Raw genomic sequence first — 20417 nt, forward strand, 5'->3', positions numbered from 1 at the left:
CAACATGCCATCCAGAATTTTGAAAGTGGGCATCGCCGGCCTGGGCCGGCTGGGCCAACGCCACGCGCAGGCGCTGGCGTTTCGCACCCGGCATTGCGAACTGGTCGCCGCCTGCAGCCCGGTGGCCAGTGAACGTGCATTCGCCGGCGAACAACTCGGGGTTACGCGCTTGTACGAGGACTTCGACGCGTTCATTGCCGACCCCGAACTCGATGCCGTCGTGCTGGTCACGCCGACCTCGCTGCACGCCGACCAGGCGATTGCGGCACTGAAGGCGGGCAAGCATGTGTTCGTGGAAAAACCCCTGGCCCTGAATGTCGAGGACTGCGAGCGGGTGTTGACCGTGGCGGAGCAGCATCCGGCACAGGTTGCGATGGTGGGCTTCGTACGGCGCTTTGACCCCAGTTATCTGAATGCCTATGCGAGCGTTGCTGCGGGCGAGATCGGGCGCCCCTTCCTGGTTCGCTCGCAAACCTGCGACCAGAATGACCCGGACGGCTTCTTCGTGCGTTTTGCCTCCACGTCAGGCGGCATCTTCATGGACTGCAGCGTGCACGACATCGATCTGGCGCGCTGGATGTTGGGTCGCCCCAAGGCCTTGCGGGCCTTTGCCAGCGGCACCATTGCGCTGCATCCGGCGCTGGCCGAGTTTGGCGACGTGGACAACGGCATGGCCATCGTGGAGTTTGAAGGCGGGGCGCGGGCGGTGCTGTACGCCTCCCGCACCATGGCGCACGGACACGAGACCAGCACCGAAGTGATTGGCACGGCCGGCAAGCTGAGCGTCGGCGAACACGCCGCCAGCGATCGCGTGGTGCGCAGCGATGCCCATGGCGTGCGCCACGCCGTGGTGAAGGATTTTTACGAGCGTTTCGAGACCGCTTTTGCGGCCGAGATGGCGGCTTTTGTCGCCGCCTGCCGGGGCGAACAAGCCTTGACCTTGACACTCGCGGACGCGCTGGAAGCCAGCCGCATCGGCCTGGCCATCACGCGATCACTGCACAGCGGCCTGCCCGAGGCGGTCTGAAACGGCCCCGGCGGGTCTGGTCACTCCGTTCGCCGCGGCACGGCACGGCAAAAGTATGCTATTTATTTTATAGCTACCTACGCACAACGGACGAGGGCTAGCGCCTGTTTTTGTCAAAAATAAGTCACAAGTCACCTTTGGCCTGAACCGACCCCTCGCGGGGAGCAATCAGCTCAAGTAGCGTGGCATACAAGTGCGTCCCAGCGGCGATGATGGGATTGCCCTCGTGCAGTCCGTTGTCGGCCAGGAAATCGTTCACCTCGCCGCCGGCTTCGCGCACCAGCACGATGGCCGCCAGGCAGTCCCATGAATTGATGTGCGGTTCGTAATAACCAATGAGCCGGCCGGCGGCGACGTAAGACAGCATCAGGGCGCCGGAGCCGTTGCGGATGAACATGCCGCCGTCCGACAGCAGCCGGTCGAGAAACGGCACAAAAGCACTGACGGGCACGCGGTGCGAGAAACCCACGCCCAACACGCCGTCGCTGACATGCGTCGCGCTGTGCGCTCGCATGGGCTGCTGGTTGACAAAAGCGCCCTGGCCCGCGCAGGCGTGGAACATCTCGTCGCTGTTGGGATCAAACACCACGCCGATGACAGGCTGCCTCGCGTGCATCACCGCGATGGACAGGCACCAGGCGTGCATGCCGTTGACAAAACAGGCGGTGCCGTCAATCGGGTCAATGACCCACAGGTAGGCGGCGTCGGGCCGGTCCAGCCCGCCCTCCTCGCCCAGAAAGCCGTCATCCGCAAAGCGGGCCAGCACTTGCTCGCGGATATAGAGTTCGGTATCGCGGTCGGCCGCGCTGACCATGTCCTGCAAGCCCTTGGACTCGATCACCAACTGGTCGCGGTGACGGAACATGTCCAGGGCCTGCTGCCCGGCCTGGCGGGCAATGGCTTGTGCCAGCGCATAGCGCGCGGCAATGCCTTCACGGGTCCGTGTTGGGGGATCGGTTGTCATGCGCGGCCCCCCACGATGCAGACGCCATGGTCGGCAAAACGGATGCCGACATCGGCGCCCACGGCCAGCGGTCGCTGCACATCGGACTGGCGCACAAACAAGGCCCCCAGCGGGGATTCCACCGCGTACTGCATTTCGGTGCCCAGAAACGCCGCGTGGCGGACCTGGCCCACCAGCATGTCCATCGCCGTGGCGGGCGCGAGCTGCAGCGCATCGGGGCGCACCGCCACCCGGATCTCGCCCCGGTAGGCGCGCGAGTTGACGAGTTGCAACATCAGGCCGCCAACCCGGCAGTCGGCCCGGCCCGCGGACGGCAGACCCAGCACTTCCCCGGTAACGAGGTTGGCATCGCAAATGAAGTCGGCCACAAATTCGTCCGCCGGGGTGTCGAACAGTTCACGCGGCGTGCCTTGCTGCGCAATGCGCTGCTGGTTCATGACGATGATCTGGTCGGACACGGCGAGCGCCTCTTCCTGGTCGTGGGTGACATACACCGCCGTGAGCTGCAGCCGCTGCTGGATCTCGCGGATCTCTTCGCGCACGCGCCGGCGCAGTTTGGTGTCCAGGTTGGACAGCGGTTCGTCGAGCAGCAATACCTGCGGTTTGAGCACCAGGGCGCGGGCCACCGCCACGCGTTGCTGTTGCCCACCCGAGAGCTCACTGGGCAGGCGCGGGCCATAGTCGTTCAAGCCCACCAAGCGCAGGCCCTCCATGGCCTGCTCTCGGGCATCAGCCTTGCGGGCGCCACCCACCTCCAGCCCGTAGGCCACGTTCTCCAGCACCGTCATGTGCGGAAACAGCGCATAGGACTGAAACACCATGCTGACGTTGCGCTCAATCGCGGATTGCTGGGTCACGTCCTGGCCGGCGATCAGAATGCGCCCCCGGCTCACATGCTCAAGCCCGGCGATCAGGCGCAAGGTGGAGGTTTTGCCGCAGCCACTGGGGCCGAGCAGCGTGACCAGCGTGCCTTGGGGGATGCTGAAAGACACGTCGTTGACGGCCACCACCTGGCCGTAGTGTTTGCTGACGCGCTCAAAGACCAGCGCGCCCGGCGGTGTCGTAGGACTCATGATTCACCCTTTATGGAAAATGCGGAAACCGGCGTCGCAGGCAGGGCTGAGCCCCCTAACCCATCCACCCGGTCGACCCGACGCAGGCGGCTTTTGCCGATCAGGCTTTGTGCCAGCAAGACAATCACCAGCATGATCATGATCAAGGCGCTGGAGTAGGCGATGGCGATGCCGTACTGGCCGTTTTCGACCAGGCCGACGATGTAGGCCGTCGCCATGTTGTATTTGGCGCTGACCAGGAAAATCACCGCGCTGATGGAGGTGATGGAACGCACAAAGCTGTAGACCAGTGCCGCACTCAGGGCCGGGCGCATCAAGGGCAGAATCACCCGCCGCGCCGTGGTGAAGCTGTTGGCCCCCAGCATGGTCGAGGCTTCGTCCAGGCTGCGGTCGAGCTGGCTCATGGCCGCCATGCCGCCGCGCAGGCCCACCGGCATGTTGCGGAACACAAAACACAGCACCAGGATGGCGGCGGTGCCGGTCAACTCGATCGGCGGCACGTTGAACGCCAGGATGTAGCTGATGCCGATCACCGTGCCCGGAATCGCGAAGCTCAGCATGGTGGCGAACTCAAAGACCGACTTGCCGGCAAAACGCTGGCGCACCAGCAGCCACGCGGCCAGCAGCCCGAGCGCCGCGGTCAGCGGTGCCGAGATGCCGGCAATCATCAGGCTGGTGAACAGCGAGTCCCAAGCGGTGCCGACCCAGCGCAGCCCGCTCTCCCCGGTCTCGACGCCAAAGGCGCTGCTGTAGTGGCGCAGCGTGAAGCTGTTGTCGCGGCCCCACTGGTTGACAAAGCCCCCGCCCAAAATCATGCCGTAGAGTACCAGGGTGAAACTGGTCCACAGCGTGGCCACCACGGCGAGCACGACCGACAGGCGCCGGTCCAGCCCCACATGCTGGCCGTTGTCGGCCTTGCCGGTGACCGTGGTGTAGGACTTGTTGCCCAGCCAGTGGCGCTGCGCCAGGAAGGCGCTGACCGCAAACAGCAGCAGAATCAGCCCCAGGCCGGCGGCGCGACCACCATCGTTCTGCGCCCCGACGATGGCAAAGTAGATCTCCGTCGAGAGCACGCCAAAGTTGCCCCCCAGCACCATCGGGTTGCCGAAGTCGGCCATGCTCTCGATGAAGGCCACCAGAAAGGCATTGGCCAGGCCGGGACGCATCAAGGGCAGGGAGATGCGCCAGAAGGTGGTCCAGCGCGTGCCGCCCAGGGTTTGCGAGGCTTCTTCCACCGAGGGATTGACCCCCTCCACCACCCCGATCAGCACCATGAAGGCAATTGGGGTGAAGGACAACAGTTGCGCCAGCCACACGCCGTAAAAACCATACAGGCCGCGGCCGGCGGGCACATCGAACCAGGCGGACACCCAGGCCGTCACCACGCCGCTGCGGCCAAACAGCAGGATCAACGCCAGCCCGATCACAAACGGCGGCGTGATGATGGGCAAGACCGTCAGCGCGCGAAGGATGCGCTTGAAGCGGAATCCGGTGCGCGTGACCACCAGGGCAAAACTCAGTCCTAGCAAAGTGGCGCCCGTGGCCGTGCACAGCGCGAGAAACAGCGTGTTCCAGGCCACGCCGCAACGGCGCCCGCCGCTGACGCAACCCAGCGACCAGACGCGGGCGTCGGCCACGCGGGCCCAGGCCGCCTGCAGGCTGAAGCCCGCGTCCTGCTCAAACGCGCCGGCCAGTACCCGAAACACCGGGAACATCACAAACAGGCCCACCAGCGCCGCCAGCATGGCAATCACGCCGCAAACGAAAACATCCCCCCGGCAGGCGCCCATCCAGGCGGCTCCGGTACTGAGTACAAACACGGCGCTGGTGGTGAACAGCAGCGCCCCCCAGCCCAGACCGGGCAGCCCGGCGGCGGAAGGACCCCAACCCAGCCAGGCCAGCCAAAGCAGTGCCGCCAGCGCCAGTGCTGTCAAACCCACGCCTTTGGCAGGGCGCGGCAGCGGCGCCAGACTGAGCAAGCCGACCAGCGCCGGCCACAGCACCAGAGGCAGCAGACTGAAACGCTGGAAACCCAGCACCTGCCACAGCGCCGCCGCCGTCAGATCAGTTCCAGGCCAGCCCGCGCCGAGCCATTCACCGCCAAACAGCCCCGCCTCCTGCGCGTGCCACGGCGCCAGCACGCTGGCCACCAGGGCCAGCAACAGCCAGCCACGTAAAGACTTCATCACAAGCCGCTCTCTCTTGTTGGTGATCTCCACCCGGTCGGGCGGAGAGGGCTGTTCAGCGCGGTAACGAGAAGATTTCGTCATCCCAGCGTTTCAGCAAGCGCCTGCGCACCTCGTCGCTGCCGTATTTGGCAAAGTCGTAGTTGATGGTTTTGACGCTCTCCAGGCGCGGCGCCTGGGGCGGGATCGATGCCGTCTTGTTCGAGGGCACCTGGAAGGAGCCGGCTTTGACGGCCAGCGACTGCACTTCCGGACGCAGCGCGAATTCGTAGAAACGCTTGGCCGCAGCCATGTTCTTGGCACCCTTGACAATGCTCATGGAACCAATTTCGTAGCCGGTGCCCTCGCAGGGCGAAACCACAGACACAGGGAAACCGGCGATGGCTTCCTTCAGCAAATCGTGCTGAAACGTCACGCCCACCGCGGTTTCGCCGCGCGCCAGGGCCTTGGCCGGGGCCGATCCGCTCTTGGTGTACTGGCTCACGTTGTCATTCATCTTCTTCATGAACGCGAAGGCCTCGTTCTCGCCCTGCAACTGCACCAGGGTGGCGATGGTGGTGTAGGCGGTGCCGGATGAATTCGGGTTGGCGATTTGCACTTCGCCCTTGTAAGCCGGGTTGATCAAGTCCTTCCAGCACTTGGGTGCCGGCACGTTTTTCTGCTTGAGCACTTCGGGGTTGTAGCCAATGCCCAGCAGCCCGGCATAAATGCCCACGGTGCGGTAGCCGGAATTCTCGGCCTGCTTTTGCGCCCAGGGTTGCAGCTGGTCGAGCTGCGGCGATTTGTAAACCTCGGTGAAACCATCGCCGGCGGCCTGCAGATGCGGGTCCCCCGTGCCGGCCCACCAGATGTCGGTTTTGGGATTGCTGGCCTCGGCGCGGATTTGCGCAAAGATCTCGCCCGAGCTTTTGCGCACCATGGAGACCTCAACCTGGGTCTCTTTCACGAACGCATTGCGCATCAACTCGCACCACTCGCTGTCGGCGGCGCAGAGCACGTTCAAGCGCTCCGCAGCCTGGCCTGCCAGCGGCAGCAGCAAGAGCGAGGACAAGACAAGGTGTCGGGGTAATTGGCGTTTCATGGTTTGTCTCCAGGATCAGTCACGGATTGATGCAAACGCGTTGCACACGTGTGCAATGTAGAGCAAATCAGCGCGAATAAGACCTAGGGTCTTCCCTGACAGCGTTTAAGAACGTGAGGACGCGCGCGTCACCAGCGTCACCGGCAATTGCAGCATGCGCCCGGGCATGTCGGGCTCTGCCATGCGCTCGAACAGACAGGCCACTGCGCTTTGCGCCAACGCATTGACGTCTTGGCGCAGCGTTGTCAGCGAGTATGCGGACAAGCCGGCCATCGGAATATCGTCAAAGCCGATCACCTGCAAATCTTCGGGTGCGCGCAGGCCAAAAAACTGGCGGGCACCATCGACCAATCCGCAAGCCAGGACGTCGTTGGCACAAAAAACGCCATCTGGCCGGGTCTGTGCATCCGCCAGCAAGGCGCGCGTGGCGTCGAACCCGCCAGCGTAGGTGGCGCCGGAGGCATGGATGTTGCGCAAGACGACTTCACCGGCTTGCACTGCGGGTGCGAGGGTCTGGACGAAGCCCTCGCCCCGTAGTCGTGCGCTGTAGGTGGCCATGTCGGAACTGAGAAACACCAGCTTGCGCGCGCCGCTGGCCAGCAGTGCACGGGCAGCCACCGCGCCCCCTTCAAAATGGTCGCTGTTGACCACATCAACGCCTTCCAGATCGGGCGCGCGGTTGATCATGGCCACGGGAACACGCAGACGCAAATACTCTTTCGCCAACTGGATCGGCGGCGTGCCCGAGGTCAGAATGACACCGGCAATGCGGTATTGCAGCAGGTGTCGCAAGGATTTCGCGAGCTGGGCGGGCTCACTGGCGTCCATCAGCAAGGGGGCCAGCGAGCGCAAAGCCAGCTGGTGCGTGATCGGCCCGAGCAGGCTTTGCAAAAACGGGTCGTCAAAGCCCTTGACCACCACTCCCACGAGGTTACTCTGGCGCTGGATCACACCCCGCGCCAGCATATTCACCTGGTAGCCCAGAGCCTCCGCGGCGCGTTGCACTTTGTCACGGGTTTCAGGCGATACGCTGGCGCCCTCGGTAAAGGTGCGCGACACTGCCGAGCGGGAAACGCCGGCCTTGCGCGCGACGTCGGCAGCGGTAATCCAGGCGGAAGGGTTTTGTGGGGGCACGGTCGCGGCCTCCCAATCGCGTGCTTAAGCAGCCTGTCCCATGAGCCGCTGCATGGCTTCCTGGTATTTGGCGGCGGTCTTGGCAATCACTTCATTGGGCACACGCGGCGCCGGCGGGGTTTTGCTCCACGGTTTGCCGTCCACCTGCGCCTGCTCCAGCCAGTCACGCACAAACTGCTTGTCGAAACTGGGCGGGTTGGTGCCTTCCTGGTAGCTCTCAGCCGGCCAGAAGCGTGAGGAATCGGGTGTCAGCACCTCGTCCATCAGCGTCAGTGTGCCGTCGGCGTCCAGGCCGAACTCAAACTTGGTGTCGGCGATGATGATGCCTTTTTTGGCCGCGATCTCGCTGGCCGCCTTGTAGATCTGAATGCTGATGTCACGGATGCGGGTCGCCAGGTCCAGTCCGATCATGTCCACCGTTTGCTCGAACGTGATGTTCTCGTCATGGTCGCCCACGGCCGCCTTGGCGGCCGGCGTGTAGATGGGTTCGGGCAGCTTGGAGGCATTCTTCAGCCCGGGCGGCAGCTGGACGCCGCACACCGCCTGATTCTCCTGGTATTCCTTCCAGCCACTGCCGGCCAGATAACCGCGCACCACAGCTTCCACCGGCAAGGGCTTGAGGCGCTTGACCAGCATGGAGCGGTCCGCCACCTGCGGTATTTCGGCCGGCGTGACCACGCTCTCTGGTGCTTCGCCCGTCAGGTGGATGGGGCAAATATTCAAGCCACGGGGGCCTAGCTGGTCGAACCAGAACAGCGCCATTTGCGTCAGCAGCGCGCCTTTGCCGGGGATGGGCTCGCCCATGATCACGTCAAAGGCGCTCAGGCGGTCGCTGGCGACCATCAGGATGCGGTCGTCGCCCACGGCGTAGTTGTCGCGCACCTTGCCACGGGCAAGCAGGGGCAGGGAGGTCAGCATGGAGGTGTGCAGGGCAGCAGTCATAGCGGGCAATCAGGGCGTAAAGGACGTTTGAGGACGTGGTGGGCAAAACAAAGAGCCCGCTGCGGTGCATTCACCGGCAGCGGGCCCTGATTATCGCAATTACAAAGATCAGTGAACGACTTGTGCCAATTCACCCCGTGCATATTGCCCGGCCACCGTAAAGAGGCTGTGACTCTTGATCTTCGATGCCTGGCCTTCGCAACCGAACTCCATGTAGCGCTGCTTGCACAGCTGTTTGGCGGCTTCACGGGCTGGTTTGAGCCAGTCGCGCATGTCGAATTTATCCGGGTTTTGCGCCATGAACTTGCGCACAGCGCCCGTCATGGCCAGGCGAATGTCGGTGTCGATGTTGATCTTGCGCACGCCGAACTTGATGGCTTTCTGGATTTCTTCCACCGGCACGCCGTAGGTTTCCTTCATGTCGCCACCGTACTCACGAATGATGGCCAGCAACTCTTGCGGCACGCTGCTGGAGCCGTGCATTACCAAATGGGTATTGGGAATGCGGCGGTTGATTTCCTTGATACGGTCAATCGCCAGAATGTCGCCTGTGGGCTTGCGCGTGAACTTGTAGGCGCCATGGCTGGTACCAATGGCGATCGCCAGCGCGTCGAGCTGGGTGCGCTTGACGAAGTCGGCCGCCTGCTCAGGGTCGGTCAGCAGCTGGTCCATGGTCATGGTGGCTTCGGTGCCGTGGCCGTCTTCCTTGTCGCCCTTCATGGTTTCCAGCGAACCCAGGCAGCCCAGCTCGCCCTCCACCGTGACGCCTGTGGCATGGGCCAAATCCACCACTTTACGGGTGACTTCCACGTTGTAGTCGTAGCTGGCAATGGTTTTGCCATCGGCCATCAGGGAGCCATCCATCATCACCGAGCTAAAGCCCAGGTTGATGGCGCCTTGACATACCTCGGGGCTTTGGCCGTGGTCCTGGTGCATCACCAGCGGGATGTGCGGATAGGCCTCGATGGCCGCCGCGATCAGGTGCTTGATGAAAGCCTCGCCCGCGTACTTGCGGGCGCCCGCGCTGGCCTGCAGAATGACCGGCGCGCCGACTTCTTCTGCGGCCTGCATGACGGCCTGAACCTGCTCCAGGTTGTTGACGTTGAAAGCTGGAATGCCGTAGCCGTTGATGGCTGCGTGATCCAGCAGCTCGCGCATAGAGACAAGTGCCATTTTGATATCCCCCGGGATGTTGGTAACCGCTTGGTAACTAGTACCGATGAGCCGGATTTTACCGTTCCCGACCTCTAACTGCACTCAAGCCAGGCAGACATTCGTAACAAAAATCACGACACCCGGCAAATCTTGAGCATATTGGTACCCCCCGGCGCACCCATGGGCTCGCCACAAGTGATGGCGTAAACGTCGCCACTTTGAACAATGCCACGGGTTTTCAGATGATTCTCGGCCTCAGACAGCGCGGTATCGCGGTCGGTACTGGTGTCGATGAACAGCGGACGCACATTGCGGTACAGCGCCATTCTGCGTTGTGTCGCCACCTTGGAGGTGAGCGCATAGATAGGCACTTGAATCAGATGCCGGCTCATCCACAGCGCGGTCGACCCACTGTCGGTCATGGCCACGATCGCCTTGGCACCCAGGTGATGGGCGGTAAACAGCGCGCCCATGGCGATGGACTGGTCGATGCGCTTGAAGGTCTTGCCGGTGAAATCGGCTTCCAGCTTGAAGTCTTCGTGCCCTTCTGCGGCATGGCAAATGCTGGCCATCTCGATCACCGTTTCCAGCGGGTAGCGGCCCGATGCGGTCTCGGCCGATAGCATCACGGCGTCCGTGCCGTCCAGCACCGCGTTGGCCACGTCGCTCACCTCGGCACGGGTTGGCACCGGGTTGGTGATCATGGATTCCATCATCTGCGTCGCAGTAATCACGACCTTATCGTGCTCACGGGCCAGCTTGATCATGCGTTTTTGCAGGCCCGGCACGGCCGCATTACCCACTTCCACAGCCAGATCGCCGCGCGCCACCATGATGCCGTCACTGGCGAGCAAAATTTCTTCCAGGCGCGGAATCGCCTCGGCGCGCTCGATCTTGGCGATCATGCCGGGCCGGTGCCCATATTCGGCGGCGGCCACATTGCACAGCTGGCGTGCCATTTCCATGTCGATGGCATTCTTGGGGAAACTCACGGCCACGTAGTCAGCCTGGAAGCTCATGGCGGTACGAATGTCGTCCATGTCCTTGGCGGTGAGCGCAGGCGCCGTCAGCCCGCCGCCCTGCTTGTTGATGCCCTTGTTGTTGGACAACTCGCCACCGAGCTTGACGGTGGTATGGACGGCCTCACCGATGACGGCATCGACCGTGATCACGATCAGGCCGTCGTTCAGCAGCAGCACATCACCGGCCTTCACTTCGCGCGGCAGCGCCTTGTAGTCCAGCCCCACGGCATCGACGTCGCCCAGCTCAGTGCGCGCGGCGTCCAGCACAAACTTGGCGCCGGGCACCAGCACCACCTTACCGTCGGCAAACTTGCCAACCCGAATTTTGGGGCCCTGCAGGTCGGCCATGATGGCCACCTCGCGGCCCACGCGCTGCGCCACTTCACGCACCAGATGCGCCCGGTCAATATGATCTTGCGCCGTGCCGTGGCTGAAGTTCAAGCGCACCACATTGACGCCCGCGCGAATCATCTGCTCCAGCAAGGCCGGATCACTGGAAGCTGGGCCAAGAGTGGCGACGATTTTGGTTGCGCGACGGGTCATGAAACTGTCTCCTTGTAATTAAGTTCCAATTTTTACACGGAAGTAGTTACATGCCAGCGACAGCTTGAGGGGCTCCCAATGAGATTTCCGGGGGCAATGTTTGAAAATGGCTTTGGCGCCCCCAGTGACTACATTGGGATGGAGGTTGACGTGCAAGTGCACAAACGCAGTTGAGTCCCTCGCCGGAATCCACGCTTGATATCTGTCAACGGCGTTTGTTCGAATGCAGGCAAAGAATGACCAGCTTTACCAATGAGGGCTGAGCATGGATACTTTTGGGATCATCAAAAGCAATCGTCTTGCCTTCTGGTTTGCCTGTCTCGCTGCTTTAGCCATCCTGTTCGTCAGTGAACGCTCCTACCACAAGGCGGCCAGAAGTCTGGACGAGCTGCGCACGATGGGTCAGGCGCGCATGAACATCCACCGTCTGGAGCGCGGCCTGCTCAATGCAGAAACGGCCCAGCGCGGCTACCTGCTGACCCACCGCCAGGAGTACCTTGAGCCGTATCAAAAGGCGCGCCAATCAATTGCAGAGGCGCTGCAGTATCTGGATCAACGCTACAAGGGCGATGCGCAAGCCAAAACGCTGCTGGAAAAACTGCACACCTTGACCGAATCCAGGCTGTCCGAGCTGGCCCTGACGCTGCGCCTGTATGACGAGGGCAAGGCGAAGACGGCCGTGGAAATGGTATTGAGCGGCATTGGCCGGGAGCAAATGATGGACACGCTGGCCCTTACCGATGACCTGCTTCGGCAGGAGTCATTGCGATTCGAGGAAGGCCGAACCAACATCGACACCACGCTCTTGCTGAGCCGGATCGGTCTGGCGGCTTTTTGCGCCCTCGTGATCCTGGCACTTCTTGTCTATTCGCGAAAAAACGCCACCCTCATGCAGCAGCAACTGAAGATAAAAAACCAGGTGCAATTCGAGCGCGACCAACTGGAGATGGAGGTGAGCCGGCGTACTGAGTCCCTGGCCCAATTGACGCACCATCTTCAAACCAGCCGCGAAGACGAGCGCCGACGCCTGGCGAGCGATTTGCACGACGAATTGGGCGCGCTGCTGACCTCCGCCAAACTCGATGTGGCGCGCATCAAGCCGCGCTTGACCGACGCGGCGCCAGCAGCCCTTGGCCTGCTGACGCATCTGGTGGACACGCTCAACAACTGTGTTGCGCTGAAGCGCCGCATCGTCGAGGGACTTCAACCGTCATCACTGAGCCACCTCGGCCTGGTGGCGACACTCGACATCCTGGCGCGCGAACTGTCCGCGCAGACCGGCATTGAGGTGCACCGTGATCTGAATCCTGTGAAACTGGAGGCGGCCACCGAGCTGGTCATTTACCGTGTCGTGCAGGAGTCGTTCACCAATCTCACAAAATACGCACAGGCACACAATGTCTGGCTTACTCTAGGGACACGCGGCGGCTTTGCGCAGGTTTCGGTGCGGGACGATGGTGTCGGCTTCGACACCGCCAGGCAACCCAATTCTGCACATGGACTGGCGGGAATGCGCTTTCGAGTCGAGGCGGAAGGCGGCTCATTTGGAGTCGAGTCGGCACCCGGGAAAGGCACCCTGATACGGGCAAGCTTGCCGGAATCGGCGAATCACACGCCGCAGGATTAGGGCCCTGGCTTTCAGCCGCGTTGGCCGGTGATGTAGTGCTCCAGCTGCTCTATCGTGAGTTTCTGCTCAGAGATGATGTCCTTTACCAGATCGCCGATGGAGATGAGGCCGAGCAGCTTGCCATTATCAACAACCGGCAAGTGGCGCAGCCGGTTGTTGGTCATCAGCGCCATGCATTCTTCGCTGGTCTGTGCGGGTTTAACGAACAACACCGGTGTGGTCATGACGTCGCGCACCAGCGTCAACGCCGAGGTGCGCCCCTTGAGCGCAATTTTGCGGGCATAGTCGCGTTCCGTCACGATGCCGACAATCGCCTCGCCGTCCATCACCAACAAGGCGCCAATGCCTTTGTCAGCCATGCGCTGGAGCGCCTCAAACACCGAGTCATCGGGCCTGACGGCGTGGACCGTCGGATCTGCTTTGGATTTGAGAATGTCGGCAACAGCGGTCATGTTTTATTCTCCTCCAACAATGATGTCCATGCAGGTGCGAGTTTCATCCCATATCCACCGGCATGGCAAGGGGTCTGCGTCAATTATCCGGTACTTTCGCGTCGATCACGGCGGCCGCTGAGCCCGCCAATGTGGTCCTAGCCCTCGCCCAAACCAATCGGTGAAGGTGCCCGCATCACAATGCGCGTGAACAGCCGGTCATAGGCCGGGTCGCGCGGGTATTTGCCCGTGAGGGGATCACAGTTGGTGGCAAAAGCGGCATCGAGCTCTTTCCAGTCCGCCTCAGTCAACACCTTTTGGGCGCTCGGGAGGATCACCGTCTCTTCCAGCCGCATGTGCTCCAGATAAAAAGCAATGTACTTTTTAGCCGACTCCCCAAACGCCTCACGTCTGGAATCACCAACCAACTCCCAAGCCAGCAGCAAATGCTGCAACTCGCGCACGGCTGACTCACCACCGACATGGTCTTTTTCGAGCTGTTCAATCACCGCCAGCATATCCGGCGCCAGCCGGACCACCCGGGGGAAAAGCAGCTCGGATTCTTTGGTGTGATGCAGGCGCTCGGGAAACTCATCGATGTAGAACAGCATCGCACGCAATACATCGAAAAAATTCTCCGGATCCTTCCCGGACCCGTGCTCGACCATCATGCCGAGCGAACGCAACATGGCGGCCAAGGCGGCGTGCTCGTCGCGAATGATTTGAATACTTTCATGTGTCATGTCGTTCTCCTGGGTTTTAAGGTAGCTTGGCAGGCGCCTGACCCGCGCGTTGTGCCGAGCGCAGTTTGAACACCGCCACCGTGCCGACCAGGTTCTGCGCCTGCCCTTTCAGGCTGCTGGCGGCGGCGGCCATTTCTTCAACCAGCGCAGCGTTTTGCTGGGTGATCTGGTCCATTTGCACAACCGCTTCACCAACCTGGGACACGCCCTGGCTCTGTTCACTGCTGGCGGCGCTGATTTCCTCCATCAGGTCGGTTACACGTTTGATGGCACTCACAACCGCGCTCATGGTGACGCCCGCCTGATCCACAAGAACCGTTCCGTACTCAACCCGCTCCACACTGGCATGGATCAAGCTCTTGATCTCCTTGGCCGCATCTGCCGAACGTCCGGCCAGACTGCGCACCTCGCTGGCCACCACCGCAAAGCCGCGCCCCTGCTCACCGGCGCGGGCGGCTTCCACCGCCGCATTCAGGGCCAGGATGTTGGTCTGGAAGGCAATGCCGTCAATGACGGTGATGATGTCGGAGATTTTCCTGGCGCTGTCATTGATACCCTTCATGGTGCTCACCACCTGTGCCACCACCTCACCTCCCTGAACCGCCGTGCTGCTCGCGCTCAGGGCCATCTGGTTCGCCTGGACGGCGCTGTCGGCGTTTTGCTTGACGGTGGCGCTGAGCTGTTCCATGGCGGCGGCCGTCTCCTCCAGGGTGCCGGCCTGCTGTTCGGTGCGGGCTGAGAGTTCATGGTTACCGCAGGCAATCTGCGCACTGGCGGTGGCCACGCTTTCGGCATCCTGGCGCACCGCACTGACCACATGGGCTAGCGACGATAGCATTCGCTGCAGGGCTGCCAGCACACTGTCTGTGTCGGCGTCGCGCACATGCAGCCGGGCGCTCAGATCACCATCGGCAATGCGGCTGACGGCTTGACACAGCTCGGCGGGTTCGGCCCCCAGTGCGCGTGAGAGGTTGCGGGTGATCAGCCTGGCGACGGTTGCGCCCACCAAAAGCATCAACAACGCCATGCCCAACATGAGGGCCATCGTGGTACGCGCTGTCTCTGTGGACGCATGGGCTTGCGTGTCGACGATTTCCTTCTGCAACACCCGTGAATCATCGACGGCGTTGAAAATGACGTTCTGCACGTTGCGCACATCGCCGGTCAGCAGGCGGCTGGGTTCCGCCTTTTCGCCGTTGTCGACGAGTTTGAGAACGTGATCGAGCGCGGCGTTGTAGGGCCCCCAGTTGTCGTTGATTGTCTTCAGGTACTCAAGTGCTTTGGGCGCCGACATATTGCTTTCAAGTTGCGCAAAGAGCTTCACGTTGGCGATCCGCAGTTCACCAATCCTCTTCTTCTCGCCATCGGTGAAATCCATGTCTTCGCTCATGACGATGTTGCTCGCCGCGCGGGCGATGGCGTTGAAATTGTCAGAGAGCTCGGTGAACTGAGCCATCTTGACCATGCGGTTATTGGCCACATCGTCCAGCCCAGCGGCCAGTGCGCGCATTTTGAGCGCACCAACGATCGCAATCGCGATTCCGATCAGGACGAGCGCACCAAAGCCAAGGGTCAAGCGGGATGCAACTTTCATGTCGTGCATGGGCTATTTCGATCGAACCGGCACGTCCGCCACCGGTGGCGCGCCCGGCCGACCCGGAATCAGCGTGAGCATGTGGTCGGAAATGCCGCCGTCCACCACCAGGTTGTGCCCCGTCACATAGGACGCCGCGGCACTGGCGAGGTAGGCCACGGCCGCGCCCACGTCCTCCGCCCGGCCGATGCGGCCGAGCGGCACCAGCGCCTGGCGCTGCTGCAGCGTGGCCTCGTCCTGGTACACCGGCTCGGTCAGCGGGGTGCGGATCATGCCGGGGCAAACAGTGTTGACGCGAATGCCCTCAGGCGCCCATTCCTGCGCCAATTGCCGGCACAGCATGATGAGCGCGGCCTTGGCCGCCGAGTAGGCGCCATAGCCCGGATGCGGCGTGAGGCCCGACATGGACGCCACTGCCGTGATGCTGCCGCGCGTGCGCGCCAGCTGTTCGCGCGCCGCCTGGGCCAGCAACAAGGCGGAGCGGGTATTGAGGTTGAAGGTGCGATCCCATTGCGCCACCGGCAGATCGGCCAGACGGCCGGGGCCGGAGGCGCCGGCATTGCAAATGAGCGCCGTCAAATCGCCGCCTTGGGTTCGGGCCTGCGCCACCAGGGCGGTGCACTCGGCCGGGTCGGTGATGTCGCCGGCCACGCCCTTGGCGGTGGCGCCGGCGGCCCGCAGTTCGTCCACGAGTTTGTCCAGCCGTTCACCGGGCTGGGAGGCGGCCGCGCTGATGTGGATGCGCGCACCGTCTTTGCGGGCCTGCTCGATCAACGCGAAACAGATGCCACGGCCAATGCCACCGGTGGCGCCGGTCACCAGGGCATGAATGGGAGGGGAAGTGTTCATGGAATGCCTTTTAGCTCAGGGTTGCACGGCAGCCTGCGCCCGGTAGAACTGCAGGGTGGCGGCAATGCCTTGCGCCAGCCTGGTTTGCTGGCGCTGTGGCAACAGCGCGTCCAGCCCGTCTTCGGTGATACCGGGTGCAATCGTCAGCGGCGGGCCGTCGGCGCTCAATTGGGCGTCGGGCGCCTGGCGCCGGATCTCCGCCATCACCTCGTCCACGGTGACGACCTGGCCGACCAGGTTGTAAACAGGAGCACCTTGCGCCGGCGCCAGCAGCGCCGCTTCGAACGCCTGCGCCACGTCATCCACATAAATCAGGCCAGAGGCACCGGTGTAGCCGATGGTGTAGGGCTCGCCCCGCACAGCGGCGCGGCAGGCCAGGCTGGGGCCGGCACTCACGCCCGTTTCCCGTCCCGGGCCGTAGACGACAAAGGGCCGAAAACCAATGCTGGCCAGTTGGCGATCATGCCAATAAGCCCGCGCCGAACCTTCGACCGCCAGCTTGAAGGCGCCGTAATGAGTCGCGGGCTGCGGGTGCCGCGCATCCTGCGGGCCATAAACGCCGGCCGAGCTGGCATACACCACCTGGCCCAGCCCCAGCGCGCGGGCGGCGTCAAACACATGGAGCGCGCCGATCAGGTTGATCTCGGCGCCACGCACCGGGTGCGCGCTGCAATCGGGCGTCAGCACGCCGGCCAGGTGGACCACGCCGTCGCAGCCCCGCATCGCCGCCTGCACATCTTCCGCATGGCGGATGTCACCAACCCGCCAGTCCAACTGATTCGCCACATCGCCGGCAATTGTCGCCACCGTCTGCCGATTCGCATGGATGTCGAACACCCGCACCGCTACGCCGCGGGCGATCAGCCGGCGGATGATCCAGGCCCCCAGAAATCCGCTGCCACCCGTCACCAGTACACGTTTCATCGATTGTTTTCCAGAGTCGTCACGTTACCCTGCACACCACAGCTTCTGCGGGGTCGTCCGTGACGGCGAGGTTGTTTTTGTAAATGCTGACTTCGGCATCAAACTCGGTGACTTCCAGCTGGCAGCCCAGGCGCCGGGTCTTGAACAGCGAGTCCATGGTTTGCAGCACGGCTCCGAACAGCTCCCGGCTGATGCGCTGGCGCAAGGCCAGGTTGCGACCCGGTGCGATACGCACGCTGATATTGACAAAGCCGTTTTCAGCCTCGCCATTGCCAATCCGGTACTGCGCCACAGCCCGGGCGAAGGTGCGAATACCCCACACCGGGAAGATGCCCGAATCGACCACGGCCTGGTGGACGGCGTCCACCAGGCACGCGTCGGTCACGACCGTTTCCAAGTTTGCGCTGTAGTCAATCTGGATGTGCGGCATGGCCGGTCTTACATCTTGCACAGCGGCGATGCGGCGGGCGTCAGCGACGCCGCAAAGGTCTGCTCGATCACCGGGCGCAAGGCGCCGTCCACCATCTTGGCACGCGCCACGAAGTTGGGCAGCAGCAACTGGTTGTCGGCGGCCCGCATGGTGACGTTGCCGTAGAGGGTGTCGAGCGTGGCGCCGCGCAGGGCTTTGCTGACGTCGGCCGGCTTCACGCTGCCGGCCTTCTTCACGCCGTCAAACATCACTTGGGCGCCGTTGTAGGCCTGGCCTTCGTTGTCGGTCGGCAGGCGGTTGAACTTGGCCTTCCAGGCCGCGACGAAGGCCTTGTTGCGCGGGCTGTCGATGTCGGCCGTATAGGCCGTGGTGCCCGGGGTGCTCTCCAGCGCTTTGCCAGTGGCGTTGATCATGAAGTTCTGAATCAGCGAATGACCAATCAGTTTTGTCTTCGGGATCAGGCCGAATTCTTCCGCTTGCTTGACGAAGGCGATGGCGTCGCGGCCGGTCTCGGCCACCCAGATGGCATCCACGTTGGCGGCCTTGAGCTGCGCGATGTAGGGCGAGAAGTCCTTGGTGCCCATTGGCACGTACAGACTCAGCGGCACGCTCTTGCCGGAGGCTTCGGCCGCCTTCTTGAACGACTCACCCGAGTCGCGGCCCCACACGTAGTCGGCAGCCAGCACGGCAAAGGTTTTTTCCTTCAGGCCCTTGGCCCACTCATTGATCATGGCGATGTCCATGGCATCCGAATGGTTGGTGCGGAAGCTGCGCGCCTTGCAGGTGTCGCCGGTGAGCTTGTCGGACTTGCTCGCCACGATGAAGTAGGCCGCATCCCAGCGCTCCAGGTTTTGCGCCAGCGCCAGCGAGATGGACGATGGAATGGCGCCAATCAGCAGGTTGTGGCCATCGCGCGCCAGTTTCTCGGCGACGCGGCGGCCGGCATCGGGCGTGCCTTCGTCGTCGCCGGTCTGCACCTCGACCTTGCGGCCATCCACACCGCCCCTGGCATTGGCTTCATCGATGGCAAACTGCACGGCGCGGATCACTTCCTCGCCCTGCTGGGCGAACACGCCCGACTTGGACGAGACCAGGCCGACCTTGACCGGCTCTTTGCCTTGCGCCAGTGCCGCCAGGGGCAGCGCAGCGGTCAGGGCCAGGGCCGCGAGTGCACGCGGCAGGGTTTTCATCTTGAACATGTTGTTGTCTCCTGAATCAATCAAACCGGATACGGTCCGGCTACCGTTACTTGCCCTAAAAATTGCGTTAAACCATGACGTGCGTTTCGAGATTCAGCAGGCTCTCGCGCGTGTTCTCCACCGGACCGTGCGCCACCACCGCGCCTTTGGCCATGGCGCAGTAGCGCTCGGCCACCCGCACCACCAGACTCATGTTTTGTTCGATCAGCAGCAGCGCGGTGCCTTGGGCCGCCACCTGCTGAAAGATGCGCGCCAGCAGGTCCACGATCACCGGCGCCAGGCCTTCGGTGGGCTCGTCCAGCAGGATCAGCGCCGGGTTGGCCATCAGCGCCCGGCCCACCGCCAGCATCTGCTGCTGGCCGCCGGACAGCGCCGTGCCCGGCGTGTGAGCACGCTCTTGCAGAATGGGAAACAGCTTGTAGACCTCGGGCACGTTCCAGTGCCCTTTGCGGCCGACGGCAGCACCGAGGATCAGGTTTTCTTCCACCGTCAGATTGGCCACGATGCGCCGGCCCTGCGGCACCACCACCACGCCTTGCTGGGCGGCGATGTAGGGGCGCGGCTTTTGCAGCGCGTAGTCGCCCAGATGGATGCGCCCGCCCTTGAGCGCGGCCAGCCCCAGAATGGTGTTGACCACCGTGGTCTTGCCGACGCCGTTGCGGCCAATCAGCGCCACGCGCTCGCCCGGGTTCACCGTCAGGCTCAGGTTGTGCAGGATGTGGGCCGAGCCATAAAAGGCGTTGACGTTTTCGAGTTTCAACAAGGCGGTCATGCGGCGCTCCCGAGATAGGCTTCACGCACGCGCGGATCGGCGCGCACGGCGGCCGGCTCGCCACTGGCGATGACCCGGCCCAATTCAAAGACGGTGACGACATCGGAGATGCCGAACACCACGTCCATGTCGTGCTCCACCAGCAGCACCGACACGTCCCAGCGCGAGGTCAGCGCCTTCAGGTGCTTCGCCAGGTCCATCGATTCCTTGACCGACAAGCCGGCCATGGGCTCGTCCAGCAACAGCACGCTGGGGCGGCCCACCAGCGCCAGCGCCAGGTCCAGGCGGCGCTGCTCGCCATAACCCAGGTCATCGGCGATCACATGGGCCATGGGCATCAGGTCGAGTTCCTTGAGCACGGCGTCGGCGTCGGCGTTGGAATCGGCCACGCCCATCTTGTGCGAGGCCAGCTCGACCTGTTTGCGCACCGACATCTGGCCAAAAATACTGGTGCGCTGAAAGCTGCGCGACAGGCCGCGCAGGCGCCGCGCCGTGGGGCCGAGTTCGGTCACGTCCTGGCCGCCCAGCTGCACCTTGCCGCGCGTCAGGCGCACCCGCCCGGTGATGGCGTCGATCACCGTGGACTTGCCGGCGCCGTTCGGGCCGATCAGGCCGCGGATCTGGCCGCGCTCCAGCGTGAGCGACACGCCGTCCACTGCCTTGACGCCGCCGTAGTGGATGGCCACGTCGTCGGCTTGCAAAACATAGTCAGTCATCTTGT

The 20417-nt window shown here is 63.0% G+C and carries 19 protein-coding genes; 2 read left to right on the forward strand and 17 right to left on the reverse strand.

The window, feature by feature from the left end:
• The first annotated feature begins 4 nt into the window (after nt 1-4).
• Nucleotides 5-1027 (forward strand): Gfo/Idh/MocA family oxidoreductase, encoded by a 1023-nt coding sequence (locus C5P05_RS20060; RefSeq protein WP_114971604.1) that lies wholly within the window; start codon nt 5-7, stop codon nt 1025-1027.
• 124 nt (nt 1028-1151) lie between these two features.
• Here C5P05_RS20060 and C5P05_RS20065 read toward each other — a convergent pair whose 3' ends face one another.
• The 8 genes from C5P05_RS20065 to pyk all read right to left on the reverse strand — a co-directional run bounded on the left by C5P05_RS20065 (nt 1152) and on the right by pyk (nt 11127).
• On the reverse strand, nt 1152-1991 hold the full coding sequence (locus tag C5P05_RS20065) for an inositol monophosphatase family protein (RefSeq protein WP_114971605.1): 840 nt from the start codon (nt 1989-1991) through the stop codon (nt 1152-1154).
• Nucleotides 1988-3064, reverse strand: a complete 1077-nt coding sequence (locus C5P05_RS20070; RefSeq protein WP_114971606.1) for an ABC transporter ATP-binding protein — start codon at nt 3062-3064, stop codon at nt 1988-1990. Before C5P05_RS20070 ends, C5P05_RS20065 begins: the two co-directional genes overlap by 4 nt.
• Nucleotides 3061-5334, reverse strand: a complete 2274-nt coding sequence (locus C5P05_RS20075) for an ABC transporter permease (RefSeq protein ID WP_232834589.1) — start codon at nt 5332-5334, stop codon at nt 3061-3063. Before C5P05_RS20075 ends, C5P05_RS20070 begins: the two co-directional genes overlap by 4 nt.
• Nucleotides 5306-6331, reverse strand: coding sequence for an ABC transporter substrate-binding protein (locus C5P05_RS20080; RefSeq protein WP_114971608.1), 1026 nt, complete (start codon nt 6329-6331; stop codon nt 5306-5308). The genes C5P05_RS20075 and C5P05_RS20080 overlap by 29 nt, the downstream gene beginning before the upstream one ends.
• 105 nt (nt 6332-6436) lie before the next feature.
• Nucleotides 6437-7465 (reverse strand): LacI family DNA-binding transcriptional regulator, encoded by a 1029-nt coding sequence (locus C5P05_RS20085; RefSeq protein WP_114971609.1) that lies wholly within the window; start codon nt 7463-7465, stop codon nt 6437-6439.
• A gap of 24 nt (nt 7466-7489) precedes the next feature.
• Complete coding sequence (locus C5P05_RS20090) at nt 7490-8407, reverse strand: phosphoribosylaminoimidazolesuccinocarboxamide synthase (RefSeq protein WP_114971610.1); 918 nt, start codon at nt 8405-8407, stop codon at nt 7490-7492.
• 108 nt (nt 8408-8515) lie between these two features.
• Nucleotides 8516-9580, reverse strand: a complete 1065-nt coding sequence (gene fba, locus C5P05_RS20095; protein ID WP_114971611.1) for a class II fructose-bisphosphate aldolase — start codon at nt 9578-9580, stop codon at nt 8516-8518.
• 113 nt (nt 9581-9693) lie between these two features.
• Nucleotides 9694-11127 carry a pyruvate kinase gene (pyk, locus tag C5P05_RS20100; protein WP_114971612.1) on the reverse strand — a complete coding sequence of 478 codons (1434 nt, stop codon included), beginning with the start codon at nt 11125-11127 and terminating at the stop codon, nt 9694-9696.
• A gap of 265 nt (nt 11128-11392) precedes the next feature.
• Here pyk and C5P05_RS20105 point away from each other — a divergent pair, with 265 nt between their 5' ends.
• Nucleotides 11393-12754 carry a CHASE3 domain-containing protein gene (locus C5P05_RS20105; RefSeq protein WP_114971613.1) on the forward strand — a complete coding sequence of 454 codons (1362 nt, stop codon included), beginning with the start codon at nt 11393-11395 and terminating at the stop codon, nt 12752-12754.
• A gap of 11 nt (nt 12755-12765) precedes the next feature.
• On the opposite strand, the gene C5P05_RS20110 is transcribed toward C5P05_RS20105, so the two are convergent.
• The 9 genes from C5P05_RS20110 to C5P05_RS20150 form a co-directional block, all read right to left on the reverse strand.
• Nucleotides 12766-13206 (reverse strand): CBS domain-containing protein, encoded by a 441-nt coding sequence (locus tag C5P05_RS20110; protein ID WP_114971614.1) that lies wholly within the window; start codon nt 13204-13206, stop codon nt 12766-12768.
• A 137-nt stretch (nt 13207-13343) separates the two neighbouring features.
• On the reverse strand, nt 13344-13928 hold the full coding sequence (locus C5P05_RS20115) for a hemerythrin domain-containing protein (RefSeq protein WP_114971615.1): 585 nt from the start codon (nt 13926-13928) through the stop codon (nt 13344-13346).
• A 16-nt stretch (nt 13929-13944) separates the two neighbouring features.
• Nucleotides 13945-15531 (reverse strand): methyl-accepting chemotaxis protein, encoded by a 1587-nt coding sequence (locus tag C5P05_RS35010; protein ID WP_114971616.1) that lies wholly within the window; start codon nt 15529-15531, stop codon nt 13945-13947.
• Between the two features lie 3 nt (nt 15532-15534).
• Nucleotides 15535-16371, reverse strand: a complete 837-nt coding sequence (locus C5P05_RS20125; RefSeq protein WP_114971617.1) for an SDR family NAD(P)-dependent oxidoreductase — start codon at nt 16369-16371, stop codon at nt 15535-15537.
• Between the two features lie 15 nt (nt 16372-16386).
• The gene (locus C5P05_RS20130; RefSeq protein ID WP_114971618.1) at nt 16387-17295 is read right to left on the reverse strand and encodes an NAD-dependent epimerase/dehydratase family protein; all 909 of its coding nucleotides are present in this window, start codon (nt 17293-17295) and stop codon (nt 16387-16389) included.
• A gap of 19 nt (nt 17296-17314) precedes the next feature.
• Nucleotides 17315-17725, reverse strand: coding sequence for a 5-carboxymethyl-2-hydroxymuconate Delta-isomerase (locus tag C5P05_RS20135; RefSeq protein ID WP_114971619.1), 411 nt, complete (start codon nt 17723-17725; stop codon nt 17315-17317).
• Nucleotides 17726-17733: 8 nt separating this feature from the next.
• Nucleotides 17734-18924, reverse strand: coding sequence for an ABC transporter substrate-binding protein (locus C5P05_RS20140; RefSeq protein WP_114971620.1), 1191 nt, complete (start codon nt 18922-18924; stop codon nt 17734-17736).
• A 67-nt stretch (nt 18925-18991) separates the two neighbouring features.
• Nucleotides 18992-19696, reverse strand: a complete 705-nt coding sequence (locus tag C5P05_RS20145) for an ABC transporter ATP-binding protein (RefSeq protein ID WP_114971621.1) — start codon at nt 19694-19696, stop codon at nt 18992-18994.
• Nucleotides 19693-20412, reverse strand: a complete 720-nt coding sequence (locus tag C5P05_RS20150) for an ABC transporter ATP-binding protein (RefSeq protein ID WP_114971622.1) — start codon at nt 20410-20412, stop codon at nt 19693-19695. The genes C5P05_RS20145 and C5P05_RS20150 overlap by 4 nt, the downstream gene beginning before the upstream one ends.
• Between the last annotated feature and the right edge of the window lie 5 nt (nt 20413-20417).

It is taken from the genome of Rhodoferax ferrireducens, assembly GCF_003347515.1.
Lineage (GTDB): Bacteria > Pseudomonadota > Gammaproteobacteria > Burkholderiales > Burkholderiaceae_C > Rhodoferax.